17 protein-coding genes are annotated in these 15567 nt (G+C 61.3%); 10 read left to right on the forward strand and 7 right to left on the reverse strand.

Features of this window, described 5'->3' with window-relative positions:
* The first annotated feature begins 29 nt into the window (after window positions 1–29).
* Window positions 30–950, forward strand: a complete 921-nt coding sequence (locus PM3016_RS32340) for an ABC transporter substrate-binding protein (RefSeq protein ID WP_014372281.1) — start codon at window positions 30–32, stop codon at window positions 948–950.
* Between the two features lie 112 nt (window positions 951–1062).
* Here PM3016_RS32340 and PM3016_RS32345 read toward each other — a convergent pair whose 3' ends face one another.
* The 3 genes from PM3016_RS32345 to PM3016_RS32355 form a co-directional block, all read right to left on the reverse strand.
* Window positions 1063–2664, reverse strand: a complete 1602-nt coding sequence (locus PM3016_RS32345) for a GGDEF domain-containing protein (RefSeq protein WP_041619334.1) — start codon at window positions 2662–2664, stop codon at window positions 1063–1065.
* A gap of 95 nt (window positions 2665–2759) precedes the next feature.
* Window positions 2760–3479, reverse strand: coding sequence for a Fic family protein (locus tag PM3016_RS32350; protein WP_014372283.1), 720 nt, complete (start codon window positions 3477–3479; stop codon window positions 2760–2762).
* Window positions 3480–3631: 152 nt separating this feature from the next.
* Window positions 3632–3847: a hypothetical protein gene (locus tag PM3016_RS32355; protein ID WP_013920668.1), complete on the reverse strand. Its 216-nt coding sequence runs from the start codon at window positions 3845–3847 to the stop codon at window positions 3632–3634.
* A 286-nt stretch (window positions 3848–4133) separates the two neighbouring features.
* Between PM3016_RS32355 and PM3016_RS32360 the strand changes: the two genes are divergently transcribed.
* The 4 genes from PM3016_RS32360 (at window position 4134) to PM3016_RS32375 (ending at window position 6680) form a co-directional block, all read left to right on the forward strand.
* Window positions 4134–4610, forward strand: coding sequence for a MarR family winged helix-turn-helix transcriptional regulator (locus PM3016_RS32360; protein ID WP_013920669.1), 477 nt, complete (start codon window positions 4134–4136; stop codon window positions 4608–4610).
* Between the two features lie 60 nt (window positions 4611–4670).
* A complete protein-coding gene (locus tag PM3016_RS32365) occupies window positions 4671–5855 on the forward strand; it encodes an ArsA family ATPase (RefSeq protein ID WP_013920670.1) in 1185 nt (394 codons plus the stop codon).
* A 19-nt stretch (window positions 5856–5874) separates the two neighbouring features.
* Window positions 5875–6135, forward strand: a complete 261-nt coding sequence (locus PM3016_RS32370) for a hypothetical protein (protein WP_013920671.1) — start codon at window positions 5875–5877, stop codon at window positions 6133–6135.
* A 95-nt stretch (window positions 6136–6230) separates the two neighbouring features.
* The gene (locus PM3016_RS32375) at window positions 6231–6680 is read left to right on the forward strand and encodes an LIC_13387 family protein (RefSeq protein WP_014372284.1); all 450 of its coding nucleotides are present in this window, start codon (window positions 6231–6233) and stop codon (window positions 6678–6680) included.
* Between the two features lie 107 nt (window positions 6681–6787).
* On the opposite strand, the gene PM3016_RS32380 is transcribed toward PM3016_RS32375, so the two are convergent.
* Window positions 6788–7861, reverse strand: coding sequence for a bifunctional 3-deoxy-7-phosphoheptulonate synthase/chorismate mutase (locus tag PM3016_RS32380; RefSeq protein ID WP_013920673.1), 1074 nt, complete (start codon window positions 7859–7861; stop codon window positions 6788–6790).
* 540 nt (window positions 7862–8401) lie between these two features.
* On the opposite strand from PM3016_RS32380, the gene PM3016_RS32385 reads away from it, so the two are divergent.
* The 3 genes from PM3016_RS32385 to PM3016_RS41235 are packed head-to-tail and all read left to right on the forward strand — an operon-like array spanning window position 8402 to window position 9812.
* Entirely contained in the window at window positions 8402–8794 is a 393-nt protein-coding gene (locus PM3016_RS32385; RefSeq protein WP_013920674.1) for a hypothetical protein, read from the forward strand.
* Window positions 8791–9687, forward strand: coding sequence for an MsnO8 family LLM class oxidoreductase (locus PM3016_RS32390; protein WP_014372286.1), 897 nt, complete (start codon window positions 8791–8793; stop codon window positions 9685–9687). The genes PM3016_RS32385 and PM3016_RS32390 overlap by 4 nt, the downstream gene beginning before the upstream one ends.
* Window positions 9684–9812, forward strand: coding sequence for a hypothetical protein (locus PM3016_RS41235; protein ID WP_014372287.1), 129 nt, complete (start codon window positions 9684–9686; stop codon window positions 9810–9812). Before PM3016_RS32390 ends, PM3016_RS41235 begins: the two co-directional genes overlap by 4 nt.
* Before the next feature lie 433 nt (window positions 9813–10245).
* On the opposite strand, the gene PM3016_RS32395 is transcribed toward PM3016_RS41235, so the two are convergent.
* Window positions 10246–11145 carry an aldo/keto reductase gene (locus PM3016_RS32395; protein WP_013920679.1) on the reverse strand — a complete coding sequence of 300 codons (900 nt, stop codon included), beginning with the start codon at window positions 11143–11145 and terminating at the stop codon, window positions 10246–10248.
* Window positions 11146–11408: 263 nt separating this feature from the next.
* Here PM3016_RS32395 and PM3016_RS32400 point away from each other — a divergent pair, with 263 nt between their 5' ends.
* Window positions 11409–11702, forward strand: coding sequence for a hypothetical protein (locus tag PM3016_RS32400; RefSeq protein ID WP_014372289.1), 294 nt, complete (start codon window positions 11409–11411; stop codon window positions 11700–11702).
* A 154-nt stretch (window positions 11703–11856) separates the two neighbouring features.
* A complete protein-coding gene (locus PM3016_RS32405) occupies window positions 11857–12870 on the forward strand; it encodes a GNAT family N-acetyltransferase (RefSeq protein ID WP_014372290.1) in 1014 nt (337 codons plus the stop codon).
* 78 nt (window positions 12871–12948) lie between these two features.
* On the opposite strand, the gene PM3016_RS32410 is transcribed toward PM3016_RS32405, so the two are convergent.
* Together PM3016_RS32410 and PM3016_RS32415 are read right to left on the reverse strand one after the other, a co-directional pair.
* Complete coding sequence (locus PM3016_RS32410; RefSeq protein WP_014372291.1) at window positions 12949–13356, reverse strand: hypothetical protein; 408 nt, start codon at window positions 13354–13356, stop codon at window positions 12949–12951.
* Window positions 13357–14345: 989 nt separating this feature from the next.
* Window positions 14346–15506 (reverse strand): iron-containing alcohol dehydrogenase, encoded by a 1161-nt coding sequence (locus PM3016_RS32415; RefSeq protein WP_014372292.1) that lies wholly within the window; start codon window positions 15504–15506, stop codon window positions 14346–14348.
* Window positions 15507–15567: the final 61 nt, after the last annotated feature.

Genomic DNA, 15567 nt, shown 5'->3' on the forward strand with positions numbered 1-15567 from the left:
ACAGTCATCCAGAAGGAGATCCGTAACCCATGTCCATGAAAAAGCCTGCTCTGATGCTTACCGTCCTCTCGCTGCTGGGGCTTGCCGCCTGCGGCACCCCTGCCGCCCAGCCGGCCGCCAGCCCGCAGCCGCAAACCGCGGCTCAGCAGCCTGCAGGCGCCGAGCCGCGGGTCGCCTCCCTGTCCATCCACCTCACGAACAACCTGCTGGCCCTCGGCATTACACCGGCCGGCTCGGTACTTGGGGGCAAGGCCAAAGATTTCCTGCCCCACGTGGCTGACCGTCTGACAGACACGAAAAAGCTCGGCGTCGCCGCCGAACCGGATATGGAAGCCCTGCTGGCCCTGAAGCCCGAGACGATCTATGCGGACGAGGCTTTCGCCGGCAAAGATCTCTCGAGCTACGAGAAGATCGCCAAAACCGAAGTGATCTCACTTGATAAAGGGACCTGGCGGGATCACCTCAAGCTGATCGGGAAGAGCGTTCACCGCGAAGCCCAGGCGGAGACCTTCATCGCCGATTATGAGAAGCAGGCGGAGAAAGTCAAGGCACTGCTCCGGAACAAAATCGGCGGCGGCACGGCGATGGCGATCCGGGTGTCGGCCAAGGAGCTGCGCGTCATGGGCATGGCCCGGCCGCTCGGTCCGCTGCTGTTCCAGGACCTCGGCCTCAAGCCTGCGCCGGGGGTCGAGAAGATCAAGAAAGCCTATGAGGTCATCTCGCAGGAAGTGCTGCCGGACTACAACCCGGACGCGATCTTCGTGATCGTGAACGTCGAGGACGACGCCAAGAAGGTGTTCGAGCAGCTGCAGAGCAACCCGCTGTGGCAGGGGCTCAAGGCCGTGAAGTCGGGCCAGGTGTATCTCATCCCTGAGCAGCCATGGCTTGACTACTCCGCCCTCGGCAGCAAGATGTCGCTCGATGAGGCGGAGAAGATGTTCTCCAAGTAAGAGCGGCGGGCGGTCCTGATTTCGTCAGGGAAGGTGATCTGGGAGATACCCCAGCACGATGTGCCGTTCCATAACAAAGAGGCTGTCCGGAACCTTTCCGGACAGCCTCTTTTTACATACTTACGACCGTATTGCGGCCCTGTCGCTTCGCCATGTACAGACTGCGGTCGGCCCGCTTCAGCATGGCGGGGATATCGTCCTTCGCCCCGTTCCACACCGTAAGGCCGATGGACACCGTCACCCGCTCCGGCCCGCCCGGGCCGTACTGGAACGAGTGCCCGGCAATCCGCTGCCGGAGCCGCTCGGCGAAGGCCGCAGCCTGCTCGATCCCCGCCTCCGGGAGCAGCACGATGAACTCTTCACCGCCGAAGCGGCCCACGAGATCCGCCGAGCCGGCCGTATCCCGGAGCACACGGGAGATCTCGGTAAGGACCACATCCCCCGTATCATGGCCATACGTGTCGTTGATCTTTTTGAAATGGTCGATGTCGAGCAGCACCACGCTCAGCTTGCGCTGGGCTGCGGCATGCTTGTGCAGCCATTCGTTGATGCTGCGGCGGTTGCTCAGCCCCGTTAGAAAGTCCGTGCGGGCCTCCGCTTCGCGGGAAGCGTTCAGCTCGTTCAGCTGCCCGATCGTCCGCTCCAGCTCCTCTTTATGATACAGGTTCTCGCGGTGCAATCGCTCCAGTTCCTCGTGCGAGCGGGAGACGACACCGAGCAGCTTCTCGTAGCTGAGAATCGCCACAACCTGACGGGCCAGCACCAGCAGCGTCGTCACCATCATGCCGATCGTCAGCGGCCGCCATTCCTTAGCATCGAAGAAAACGAAGCAGATCAAGAGGCTGGCGGCAAGGTAAGGCAGCAGGGTTTGCAGCCGGTGCTCGATTCTTCTCGCCTTGGGGCGGTCTGGTACAGGGAAATTCTGCGGTGTATCCGGCAGGATCGAAGCCAGGGCGAGCAGATGTAGTCCCAGCGTCCACAGCGGGTCGATCCAGCTGCCCGAGGCATAATGTCCCTCGATATTCAGGATAAAATACAGATGATTCACTGCGGTCCATACGCCTACGGCTCCAATCCCGCACAGCTCCCCGGCATTCCTGCGGCTGTGCTCGCGGTAACGCAGATAGAAGAGCACACTTCCAATCCAGCCTCCCGCCGACATCACGGGATACAGGAACGATAACATCATCGCCCCCTTCTCGGAATCGGCAGCCCCCGCCAGATGGGGAGCCAGCAGAAACTGCCACTCCAGCGTACACGCTACAGCCACAATAATGACAAGATCGAACAGCACCCGCAGAGCGGCAGAACGGCTGGGCCGATTCAGGGAATAAGTAATGCCGGCAAAATAGCATAGGGGAATGAACACATAGAGAAGATCGTAGACGGAGGCCATCGGGCTGTGGCCCTTCCAGGCCAGAAGATCGGTCCCTCTCCAGAGGAACTCGACCACGTTGTAGACACAGGTTCCGATAAAAAAGAATCGCCAGCGCATACGCTCCCCCGGCTCCTTGGACTTCATCCCCTTCCAAAGAATCCAGAGTGCGCCGGCCGCACCCAGCGGGCTGAGAAGATCCGCTGCCGGCCCTCTCAGGGATGCGGGCACCAGAAAGAGCAGCATATAATAGAGAGGAGTATAGAGAACCAGGAACCCTAAAGCCGGACGCCGGAAGGAAGGCGTCAGCCTGCGGGCGTCCAAGACAGTTTCAATCATGTGATCATCATGCCCTTCGGGTGGTCGGATAAGTGGTGTTGTCCCCATAATACTACCGCCCTTCTGCCCGGAAAGCAACGACTAAATAGGCCATTTTACCTACTCGCTTCCGTTGTAACATCTTCCATGCCCCCGCCGGCAAACAGCACCTGCAGTGCCAGGCTCTGCCTTACTTCTTGCCCGATCAGACCGGCCAGATAGCGCGGGTCCTCCTGCCCGAGGGCCATGACATATTCCGTACGTCCCTCGGTGCGGATCACGGCGGAGGGATAACCCTCCTTCTCCAGGATCCAGTTCATGCACAGACGCGCCACCGGGCCGTTTCCCTCCGGGAAGGGATGCAGGCGCATCAGACCGAGATGCAGCTCGGCGGCCGTATCCACCGGATGACGGCGGCCTTGGGCCTCACGGCAGCGCTCCAGGAGCGCCCGCACCTCTGCCGACGCATGCGCCGAAGTACAGGCTCCGGGGCGGAACGGCAGCCCCGAGATCCCTTCGTACAGCCTTGCATGCAGATCCAGCAGGCTTTCTTCCGTCAGCCCGTCCATCTTCAGCACCTCATCCCAGCCGCGGATCACGGCCGCCCGGTTCGCGATCTCCTGATGCTCCCTCAGGGTGCGGCCGTGTACCGTCAGCCCCTCCCTGAGGAAGCCGACCGTCTCCCTGTACGTGAAGCTGCCGCCCTCCAACACGTGGCAGTGATGGATCCAATCCTCCTGAAGCTTGCGCCGAAGCGCCAGGCGGATCTCGGACCCCGCCGCCTCCACCTGCTCGAGCCGGACCTTCAGCCGGGTTACCTCCTGCCGTACATCCACTTCCCTGCTCCCCTTTCCTTTTCCATGTGCCCTGTTTTCTTTTACTTCAGCCTCCGGGCGGATTTTGAAACAGAGAAGAAACCGCAAGAAGCCGCAGCCCGGCATTCCGGAGTGCAGCTTGTCCAAGGGGAACGAATGAAGGTTACGGAACTCTATCGTTTTTTCATGCCGAAGAACTCACAGCCGGCCCGTGGATGATAGGCCAGCTCGGAGACGCCGGACTGGATGACCACCGTCGTCTCGTCGAAGCGGATGACGCAGCCTCCCGCATCAATCACATGGTCGTCCTTGAATACCCGGACCGGCACCTGCCGCTCCAGCGCTTCCTGAAAATCCTGGTCCGTCTCCAGACGGCGGTTATAGGCCATGGGCGTAAATCTCCTTGATTCATTATATGCTCCGCTAAACGGCGAAAGCCACCCCACCAAAATACCATGTTCGGTCCCAAAATCCAAGAGGAGCGAAGGGTCCAACTGCGGTCCACATGGATAGGAGCGTCAGGAAAGTGCGCGCGGAATCCTCCCGCCGCAGCTTTTTTACGTTGTCCCTGGGGCGATAAGCCCATTTTGCAGCTACCCCTTGCCAATGATACGATTTCGTAGTATTCTGACGGTAGTTCATATTACCATTTCGTAGCAACTGGAGGATCACATCATGGATCAGCTGCTGGAGCTCTTTCTGAGGAACGGCCTGCGCCCCTTGAGCCTGTTCGCCGACACGGCCGATCTGGAGAAGAAAGTCAACCGCTCCGAGCTGACCGCCCTGCTGCTGCTTCTGCTGAGGGGCGAGCTGACGATGTCCGAGCTGGCCGTCCAGCTGGGGGCACCGCTCAGCACCTTGACCTCGCTAGCCAAACGCCTGGAGAAGAAGGGGCTCATCGCCCGCAGGCCCTCCCCCGTGGACCAGCGGATTACGCTGGTGGATCTCACCCCCGAGGGGCGCGAGATGGCATCCCGGGCGAAGGAAACGATGGCCGCTTACCTGAAGCGGATCGAAGAGGTACTGACACGCGAGGAGACCGAGCAGTTCTTCACGCTGTTCCTCAAGATCGCCAAAGCGCTGCAGGACGGCGGCGGGGAGCAGGCCGTACCGGAGAAACCGGCACTTCGGAAGATCAGCATAGAGGAGTGAGAGCCGGCCCTTTTTTTGCCCAATTAGTACGAAATCGTAATAATTAAAGGAGCGGATCATATGCGGATTCTCATCTATACCGGCAAGGGCGGCGTGGGCAAGACCAGCACCGCCGCGGCCACCGGCCTGAAGCTCGCCTCTCAAGGGTGCCGGACCCTCGTCATGAGCACGGATGCGGCGCACAGCCTCTCCGATTCGTTCGGCATCCCGCTCGGCAGTGAGCCCGTCTTGGTGGCGGAAGGCCTCTGGGCACAGGAGATCGACTCCCTGCGGGAGACCGAGAAGCGCTGGGGCTCGGTTCAGAGCTGGCTGCAGGGCATGCTGCAGTGGGCGAAGCTCAGCGACATCACGACGGAGGAGATGCTCGTCTTCCCCGGCATGGAGGAGCTCTTCAGCCTCCTGCGGATCAAGGAGCATGCGGAGAGCGGCCGGTACGACTGCCTCATCGTCGACTGCGCGCCCACCGGCGAGACGATCCGGCTGCTGAGCTACCCGCAGCTCCTCGGCTGGTGGGTCGACAAGATCTTCCCCTACGAGCGCCGGCTGGTCAAACTCGTGCGGCCGGTCGCCAAGGCGGTCACCCGCGGCAATCTGGAGCTGCCGAGCGACCAGGTCATGGACTCCATCGAAGCGTTCGTGCGCGAGCTCGAGGAGCTGCAGGAGCTGCTCCTGAACCCGGAGACGACCACGGTACGCATTGTCATGAACCCCGAGAAGATGGTCGTGGCCGAAGCCCGGCGCACCTTCACGTACCTGAACCTCTTCGGCTTCCGCACGGATGCCGTCATCGTCAACCGGGTCCTTCCCGAGGAAGCCGGCACAGGCTACTGGGCCGCCTGGCGCGAAGTGCACGGGAAGTACGAGGAAGAGATCCGCTCCTGCTTCGCCCCGCTGCCGATTCTGCGGATTCCGCTGATGCCCTCCGAGGTGCACGGCCTGGAGATGCTGCGGCGGGTCGGCGAGACCGCCTTTGCGGAGCACGACCCGGGCGAGGTGCTGTACCATGGCAATATCCAGGAGCTGCGCAGCGAGAACGGGGAGCGGCTCCTCGACATTACCCTGCCCTTCGCCGCCAAGGAAGACCTGCAGCTCAGCCAGAAGGGCGACGAGCTGACCGTCCAGGCCGGTCCCTACAAGCGCAAGGTGCTGCTCCCCCGCATGCTGCTCGGCTGCCCGATCGCCGGGGCCCGCTTCGCGGACGGCAAGCTCTCGATCCGCTTTGGCGAGCGTACTGCAGCTCAATAAACGAAGGAGGTATAGGTCCATGGACAAACGACCGCTGACCACCCACCTGTTCGATACGCTGATCGACCTGCAGGAAGACCTGATCCGCGAGGTTCTTCCGCGCGAAGCCCGCACCCACTTCCTGGCAGCCCGCAGGGAAGCCCTGCTCGGCATCCGCTCGCTGCTCGACGAGGCGATCGAGAGGACCCGGGAGAGGGAGCAACGGCAAGGGGACCCCACTCAGGGGCCGGGGAAGCGCCAGGATCCGGCCAGCCCGGGCACCATTCCAATCGAGGATTGAACTCCTGTACAGGAACGCGCTGCTTACACTTACATGCCAGGCCCCCTCTGGCACTTAGATTTCCTCTATTAATGAAGGAAAGAGACGGTGATTTTATGCTGACCCCGGCTTCGCACGTCCGTCCGGCTCCCCATGCCCGGCGATGGTATACCCTGGCTTCATGGCTGGTCGTCCTGCTCGGCCTGCTCCACAACGGCGCGTTTGTGTCCGGATTTCTGCTGGACGCGGTCCGCCGGCAGAGCAGCCCGGTGTTTCAAAGCATGCAGGAATACAAGATCAATCTGTTCGGCACGCACAGCCTGCTGAAGTTCTATGAAGGCTTCAGTCTGACGATGGGCTGTCTGCTTATTCTTCTCGGGGTACTGAACCTGATCGTCTCCCGCTCCCTGCCGCTTCCTGCCCTGCGCAGCGCTGCGCTGTTCAATGCTGTGGCCTGCCTGCTGCTGACGGGCTTGTCGCTGGTCTATTTCCATGTGCTGGCCACGTCGCTTTTCGTGCTGGCTCTCGCAGGGTATGCGGTCTGTTATGTTCGTTCCGCTCCATAACAAGAACACAAGATCACAGTCTGAAAATGGTACACACCAAAGCCCGTCCTGCCGTGATGGCGGAACGGGCTTATTGGCCTTTGAATTATGCTTTAATTCGCGTTAGGTTATACCCCCCACCCCGTACGCGTGACCTCCGCGTAGAACCGGTGGAACTCCTCGATGTTCAGCTGCTGGGCGGCATCGGACAGCGCGGTGGCCGGGTCCGGGTGGACCTCCACCATAATGCCGTCGGCGCCGGCTGCGATGGCTGCTTTGGCGCACGGCGCGAGAATGTCCTTGCGGCCCGTGGAATGCGTGACGTCAACGAGCACCGGCAGGTGGCTTTCCTGCTTGAGGATCGGCACAGCCGAGATGTCGAGCGTATTGCGGGTCGCTCTCTCGTACGTGCGGATGCCCCGCTCGATGAGCATCACCTGCGTATTGCCTCCAGCCACGATGTATTCCGCCGCATGCAGGAATTCGTCGATCGTCGCAGCGAGGCCGCGCTTGAGCAGGATCGGCGTGCGCACCTCGCCGGCGGCCTTCAGCAGCTCGAAGTTCTGCATGTTGCGTGCGCCGATCTGGATGACGTCGATGTATTCGGACGCCAGCCCGACGTGCGCCGGGTCGACGATCTCGCTGATCGTCTTCAGGCCAAACTCGGATGCCGCTTCCTTCAGAATCTTGAGCCCCTCGATGCCGAGCCCCTGAAAATCATACGGCGACGTTCTCGGCTTGAACGCCCCGCCCCGCATGACCGTAATCCCCGCTTCCTTCAAGGCGGCAGCCACCTGGCGTACCTGTTCGTAGCTTTCGACCGAGCATGGCCCCGCCACCATAACCGGACGGCCGCCTCCTATGGACACGCCGCCCAGCTCGACGATCGTGTCTTCTTTTTGCTTCTTGCGGGAGACGAGCAGCTGCTTCTTATGATCGGTCTGCTGCAGACTCAGCGACGCCTGGAAAATCTGCTTGAACAGATGGCGCACCGTCTCATGGGAGAACGGCCCCGTGTTGCGGGAGACGAGATCCTCGAGCATCGCTTTTTCGCGTACGGGGTCGAACTTCGGCACGCCCTGCCTCTCCTTCTCCTGCCCGATCTCCTGGGCAATCCTTGCCCGCTCCGACAGCAGCTCCAGCATCACCCCGTTGATTTCGTCCAATCTTCCCCTGAGTTCATCCAGCCTTGTTTGTCCCATCGTCTTGACTCTCCTTTGCCACATTAAATGTTGATATGGAAAAACACAAAAAGCCCCCCGCCGCAAGGGACGAGGAGCCGTGGTACCACCCTTATTAGAAGAAGCCTGCCTGCCGCCGGAATCCTGCAGATCGGCATCCTTCTCACTTGAAGCCCTGTAACGCAGGGCATACGGGGAACCCTAGACGCCTGCCTCTGGACAAAATGCGGGGCGGACGCTTCAGGAACCGGCTCGGGAGTGAACTTCGGCAGCCGGCTTCAATCGGGTGCTCTCAGTCTCCGGCACGCCGTCCCTGTTATGAATCCGGTCCGCTTACTCTTTCCTTCATTGCCTTTGGGGAAAATGCTGTATGTATGTATTTTCTTTGGTTCTTGGTTGCTGTGTTGAAAGGATTGTAACCTGCCCGTCCGAATGGCGCAAGAACATGGTTTAACGCAGATTTGCTTCATCGCAGTGAAGAGGTATAGGAATACGGGGATATGCATGGGGAAGAGGGGTGCGGCTCCGGCAAACATGGTATACTGGAAGCGGATATCGACTATGGGAAAGAGCAAGGTGAACTTCATGAAGGATTCGCTCATTTGGCTGGCTTTTGCCGCCGTGTGCCTGGTGTTATATATCGTCAACCGGATCTACCGCAGAACGGGACGTCTCGGCCAGGCGACGCGGGAGCTCCGGCGGCTGACCGGCCGTGTGCGGGAAGGACAGGCTTCCGCCGGGGACCTCGGCGAGTGGGACCGGTGGCTGCCGCAGCTTGAGAGCTACCCGTCGGATTACAATCAGCTCAATCAGGATATTGATTTTACGGGAGCGTTCACAGCCTTCCTGCAGCAGTATTATCCGCAGGACCCCAGGCTGCCCGCCTTGGCGGAAGCGGCCCGTCATAAGAAGGATACGATCTGGGGGATCAAAATCCCGGGGGACAAACGATGAAGCTCAGCGTTCTCGATCTTGTCCCTGTCCTGCAGGGTGCCGATAACGCCGGGGCGCTGGGGCAGGCGCTGCGGCTCGCGCGGACGGCTGAGACCCTCGGCTACCACCGCTACTGGGCGGCCGAGCATCACGACCTGCCGGGCCTCGCCTGCACGGCGCCCGAGGTGCTTCTTGCGCATATCGGCGCACAGACGCAGTCGATCCGCCTGGGCACCGGCGCGCTGCTCCTGCCCCATTACAAAGCGATGAAGGTCGCCGAGACGTTCCATATGCTCGCCGCCCTCTATCCGGGGCGCATTGATCTCGGTCTCGGCCGGGCCCCCGGCGGGTCCGCCCACGCGGCGATTGCGCTCAGCGGCAACTTCCTGGAGGGCGTCCGGCAGCTTCCGGACACTCTCCGCAGCCTGCTGCAGCTGCTCGAAGGCACCTTCCGTGTAGAGAACGAGCCGGTCACGGCGAGGCCGATGCCCGGCATTCCGCCGGAGGTCTGGCTGCTCGGCACGAACCGCAAGAGCGCGGAGCTCGCCGCCGAGCACGGGACCGGCTACGTCTTCGGCCAGTTCATGAGCGACCAGGATGCGGGGCAGACGCTGGACGCGTACCGGCAGGCCTACCGTCCCTCGGGGCGTGCTCCCCGGCCGAGGTCCATCGTGGCCGTCGGCGTGGTGTGCGCCGAGACGGAGGTCGAGGCCCGGCGCCTGGCCGCCGAAGGGCGGAAGGCGTTCCGGCCCGAGGCCGGTGAGGCCGGGCGGGCGCAGACGGAAGCCGGCGGCCGCTTGGCGGGCGAGGGCGCTGAGGCGTCGGGCGCGGAGCGGCCGGCCGGCCTTGAGGCGCCCGGCGAGCCCGAGGCGGCGGAGGGCGCAGGCTGCTGGCCGGCACGCCACAGCAGGTGAAGGCCCGGCTCGAGGCCATGGCGGCGGAATACGGTGTGGACGAGTTCCTCGTCGTCACACCGGTTTCGCACTATGGGCAGCGGCTGCGCTCCTACGAGCTGCTGGCGCAGGCGGTTCTGACATAGGCCGGCAATCAGAACGCAGGCTGCTTATTGCCGGCATCTGCGGACAGAAGCGTAATCTGCCGGAACCCGCTTAGATTGGACATTCGCTGGAACCAGGAACGCGATTCGAACATACGGGCGGAGGCTCTCCACTGTCGGGAATCCATGAATAGCCAGCCTCTGCGGCTGGCGGAGTCCAAACAGTCGACCCGTTCACCGGCGTTCACAGCTTCTTTTACAGCAAACGGCCTTCCGGGAGAAACACCGGCAGGCCGTTTTGTTTTCTTCCGCATTCCATGCAGCCCTCGGCCGCGAGATGCAGAGCATGAACAGCGCTGTCGGCTTACTTCCTGGCCGGCTCACGCTGGCTCCTGTACGGACTGCGGACACCCGCACTCTCGCGCATCTTTGCCTCAGGCAGCCGTCCAGCCTCTATCCCGGCACTGCTGCCGGCTTACTTCAAGCCTGCCCATGCCGGCTCCCGCACGGACTGCCAGCGCTCCCGGATCTCGCGCATCTTTGCCTCGGGCAGCGGGCCTCGGGCCGCCATCTCGACATTGCTGCGCAGATGCTCTTCCTTTGTCGTACCGACAATGGCCGTATGCACGCCCGGTACCGACAGGGTAAAGCGCAGCGCCGTCTCGAGAATCTCCTCGGACGATTGCTCAAGGAACGGGTAGTTCAGCTTGTCCAGCCGCTCCCTGTACTCATCCGGGTTGTTCGGCTCATCTTTGCCGCGGCTCCAGGCGACATTGGCCACAGGGCGCTTGGCTATGACGCCAAGCCCGTCACGTGCCGCACGTCCCAGCGTCATCTCGATCGCCTCCTGATCCGCGAAGTTTACGGTCGTCTCGATTGCGTCGAAGAGCCCCAGCTCCAGCGCATACAGCATATCCGTGCTGTCGCCGCTGTAGCCGATATAGCGGACGAGTCCGTCGCGCTTCAGCTTTTTGACCTCCTCCACAAGCCCTCCCTGACGCAGCACCGCCTCCGTACAGCTGTGGATCAGAATCAGGTCCAGATAATCCGTCTGCAGCCGCTTCAAGCTCCGCTCCACACTGGGCCGGACATTCCTCGGGTCCCAATCCGGGTACTCCAGGCCGACCGAGGTGCCTTCGCCGCATTTGCTGAACAGGTAATAATCCTGCCGCCGGTCAGAGACGGCTTGTCCGATCAGCTCCTCGCTGCTCAAATAGCTCGCCGACGTATCAATCACATTGATGCCCAGCTCCAAAGCCGTGTTGAGCAGCTTCTTCGCCTGATCCAGCGGCGTATCCTCCAGCCCGATCATCGCTCCGCCAAAACCAAGCACCGACACTTTCATATCCGTTCTGCCGAATGTTCGCTGTTCCATCGTTTCCACCTCCACAGGGTTTCAGTATTTATTACCCTCTACAAGGCCTGGCAAACGTTTCCTTTTTCTCTTTCCCATCGTCTATTATGTACCTGCTACCGATTCGCCGCTCCCATGAGGTGAGAAATGGCTCTATGCCGCGCCAGCCTTCCTCTGCCCTCCATCTTCACCGTCGCAGACCACTGCCGCATGTTTGCTGCTGGAGATTCTCCTCTGCCGCCCAGGTTCTGGTTTTCCACTTTTTATTTGGAGGTGTTACGGTGATGCTGACCCTGTTCACTTGGCCGCTGGTCATTTTATCCGTCCCGCTGGCCCTGATCGGTCTCATCCTGCGCTCCCCTGCCCTGCTGTATGCCGCCGCTCTATGCATTGTCCCCACCTTTCTTTATTTGGCCATGACGCCGCGGTTCCTCGGCTGGGGACTGCTGTTCCCCTTCGGTTATACAGGTGCGGGCTGGCTGCTGATGCGAAAAGCACCGCTCTGGGCCTCTTCGCTGCCCGTTCTTCCGGTCTGCTGCCTGTTCGGCTGGCTTGGGTATATCATCTGGCAGCAATAATGGAACACTCCACGTTCTGCACAAAAAGGGTATAACCAATCTCCCCCATGACCTTTCCGCCTGCCCGTGGTAAGATGGAAACATTGGTAATTCCATCCATATCCATTCATCATTCTTATGATCCCCATCCCAATACCGAGGTGAATCTGAATCCATGAAGTATTCGATCCGCAGGCTGCGTCTTCCCCAGGATTATCCGGCTATCGCCGAGCTGCTCGGCCATGCTTTCTCTGAACCGACCACAGCGGAGAACCTTGCACTGGAAGATTCCAAAATCCCCGCCCACGGCAATCTGAGCCGGGACGACCAGGGCCGGCTGACCGGCCACGACCGCTACCGTCTCGTCGCCGTCGACGACCAGGATGTGCCTGTCGCTTACGGCATCTCTTGGCGCGCCCCGTGGACAGCTCCCGGTGAGCTCAACAATCTGCTCATCGTCTCCCCGGACTACCGCCGCCAAGGAGCCGGCCAGGAGCTCTACGGCCGGTTCGAGCAGTGGGCCTACGAGGTCGGCGCCTCCAAGATCAATTACGAAATCCGTGAGCAGAGTGAGGACTCGCTGCGGTTCGCCCTGGCCCGGCATTATGAGATCGAACGGCATTCGTTCGAATCGGTGCTGGAGCTTCCGGGCTTTGACCTGGAGCGGCACCTTCCCGCCCTGCAGCGCCTGACGGATCAAGGCCTGAAGGTCGTTACCCTGGCGGATCTTCCGGGCGAGGAAGCCGAAGCCCGGCTCTACGAGCTGTACCGGGAGACCGCCTTCGATATCCCCGGGTTCAGCGGGGATTATTTCAGCCGCAGCGAATGGCGCAAATGGACGCTCGACCTGCCTGGCGCAAGCCCTGCACAGGTCTTTATTGCTCTGGACGGCGAGATGTTCGCCGGAGTGGCGAGCCTGGTTCATTTTGAAGCCACCTCGAGCATGTATCACGAGTATACGGCCGTCCGCCGCGCTTACCGCGGGAAGGGCATCGCCCTGGCGCTGAAGATCCGCACGATCCAGCATGCCCTGGAACGCGGAGCGGCCTATATGCGCACCCATAACGATTCGTTGAACGCCCCGATGCTGCGGATCAACCGGGACCGGCTCGGTTTTGTCGCGGTGCCCGGGATGTACAAGGTCGTCAAGCGGCTGCCGCAGGGTGCGCAGACCCCTGCCTCCGTATGACAAACACCCCCGGGGAAACTTTCTCCGGGGGTGCCGCCGTATGGCCTGAACCTTGTCGTGATCATCAGACGTTATCGCTTACTCCTCGCCCTCTTCGCTGCACGTGACGTTCGTAAACCGGTTCAGCGGGAAGATCGTAGGAACGCTGCGCCCGGGAACCTGAATGAATTCCACGAAGCCCCGTCCCACGCAGATCAGCTTGCCGGTGAGGCTGCCGATGTCCTCAGCCGCAGCCACCACTTCGTACGGCAGCCGCTGGCTGGCCCTGCATCCGAGCACGATGTAGAACGACGTATTGTAATCAAATACCCGGCTGCCTACCTTAAAGTTCCGGTGAGAAACGCAGGTCAGCACCCCAACGGTACGTGTCAGCTTGGGGAAGCCGGGGGAATACACGGTGACCTTCTTTCCCAGTAACAGACGAAGCCTCTGCTGCAAAGTGATCGGGCGCGGCTTCGGACAACCCTGCCTGTTCTTTGTCGGCATATCGCATTCTCCTTTGCTGGTAATTGTCGGTACACGATAGTGTATGCCAAGCCGCCCGATTCCGTATGGGGAGCCGCCGGGAAGCCCGCACCCAATCTGCACTGAAGCCTCTGGACGGAACGGAGTGCAGGCGCGCTGCCCGGCAGCGTCTTCGGCAATGAGGGGCCTTGGTCCTAACTGCACCGCTGTCCAATGACCCCGGCATACGCCTCCAGCTGCCCCGCTACGGCACCAGCCTTCAGGCGCCGCGATCCAATAACTGACACCTTCCAGGCTGAAATATCATACGATACGCCTCCCAACGTACCGCAGGCATGCCAAACACCCCTGCCTGGCAGCAGAGGTATTTGTTCCCGCCGAGTCCGAGCAGCGTTCGGCCCAGGGCGGCTTGTATATGCGAAATTCTATGTGCCCCTCCGGGAACGCTTCTAAAAATAACGGAACTCCAATGCCTTATCCGTTTATTTCCCGGTATTTCCCAAGATATAACGGAACTCAGATGCTTTATTGGTCGGGAATCCACCGCCAGGCCCCCGGATCCGTCCAGATAGTCTCAGTTCCGCTATCTGTAAATCAGGCCTTTGGCTGGACTGGATAACGAATCTGAGTTCCGCTAAACAGCCACCCCGCTTCACGACTGGTGCGTTCTGTGTTCTTCCAGCGGAGTCTAACAGGCTGCAAGAACAAGTATACCTTCCCGGGCCTTGCAAAAGGATTTCAGTCAGTCGGCTCTTTTGCTAGCAGACCACCAGCGCCCAACCCAGCGGCACTTCAACCCGCCGCCCTTGAGCCAAAAGCCTCCAGCCGGTCTACTTTCAGCCCTCCAGTCCGCCAGCCCTCAGGCTTTCTCCCCTTAGCGCTGCGCTCTCTTCAGCCGTGGCCTTTTTCCTTTAGCTCTGACCTCCTTCTGCCTGCCAGCCCAGCCCGTGCCCTTCCGGCCCCGAAGCTCTTCCCGCCGCACCTGCCCTGCTTACGATCGTCCCTTACGCTTACAGCGACTTGCGGTAGATCGCCAGCACATCCTCACGGTCCAGCTTCTGGAAGTGGCCGAACGGCCCGTACACCATCGCCTTGTCGGCCATCTCCTCGAGACGGTCGTCGCCGATCTCGTAATCCGCGAGGCGGCTCGGAGCGCCGATGGAGGTCCAGAACGCGCGCAGCGCCGCGATGCCTTCGAGCGCCGTCTCTCGGTCGGATTTGCCGGACGGATCCACGCCGAAGACGTTGACCGCCATCTGCTTGAACCGGCCCACGCCGCTGTCCAGCACGTGCTCCATCCAATTCGGGAACAGGATGGCGAGGCCGCCGCCGTGCGGGATGTCGTACACCGCGCTGACCGCGTGCTCGATATTATGCGTCGCCCAGTCACCGCGGACGCCCATGGCGAGTACGCCGTTCAGGGCCATCGTGCCGCTGTAGAGGATCGTCTCGCGGTGCTCGAAGCTCGACAGATCCTGAAGCAGCTTCGGCGCCGTATCGATCACCGTGCGCAGGATCGTCTCGCAGAAGCCGTCCTGTACCAAGCTGTTGCCCGTGTGGTTGAAGTACGTCTCGAACACGTGCGACATGATATCGACCATGCCGTACACCGTCTGGTCTCTAGGCACGGAGAAGGTGAACTCCGGATCGAGGATCGAGAACCGCGGGAAGGCATGCGGGGAGCCCCAGCCGAACTTCTCCTTCGTCTCCCAGTTCGTGATGACCGAGCCCGAATTCATCTCGGAGCCGGTCGCGGCCAGCGTGAGCACGGTGCCGAACGGCAGCGCATCGTGAGCCGCGGCCTTGCGGGTGATGATCTCCCACACGTCACCCTCGTACTTCGCCCCTACCGCGATCGCCTTGGTGCAGTCGATGACGCTCCCTCCGCCTACCGCGAGGATGAAGCTCACGCCCTCATTGCGGCAGATCTCCACGCCCCGGTGCACCGTGGTCAGCCGCGGATTCGGCTCTACACCGCTCAGCTCGTGCACCTTCGCCCCCAGCTCCTTCAGGTGCCCGAGGACGCCATCGTACAGGCCGCCCCGCTTGATGCTGCCTCCGCCATAGACGAGCAGCACCGTGCTGCCCTGCGGCACCTGCGTGCGAAGCTGCTCCAGCGTGCCTTTGCCGAAGATCAGCTTCGTCGGATTGTGGAATGTGAATGTATTCATGATCTTCTCTCCTATCCTTATCATCATTGACTCTTCTCAAAAAACGGACCCCTGTACCATT

Origin of the sequence: Paenibacillus mucilaginosus 3016 (assembly GCF_000250655.1) — a bacterium.
In the GTDB taxonomy this organism is placed as follows: domain Bacteria; phylum Bacillota; class Bacilli; order Paenibacillales; family NBRC-103111; genus Paenibacillus_G; species Paenibacillus_G mucilaginosus.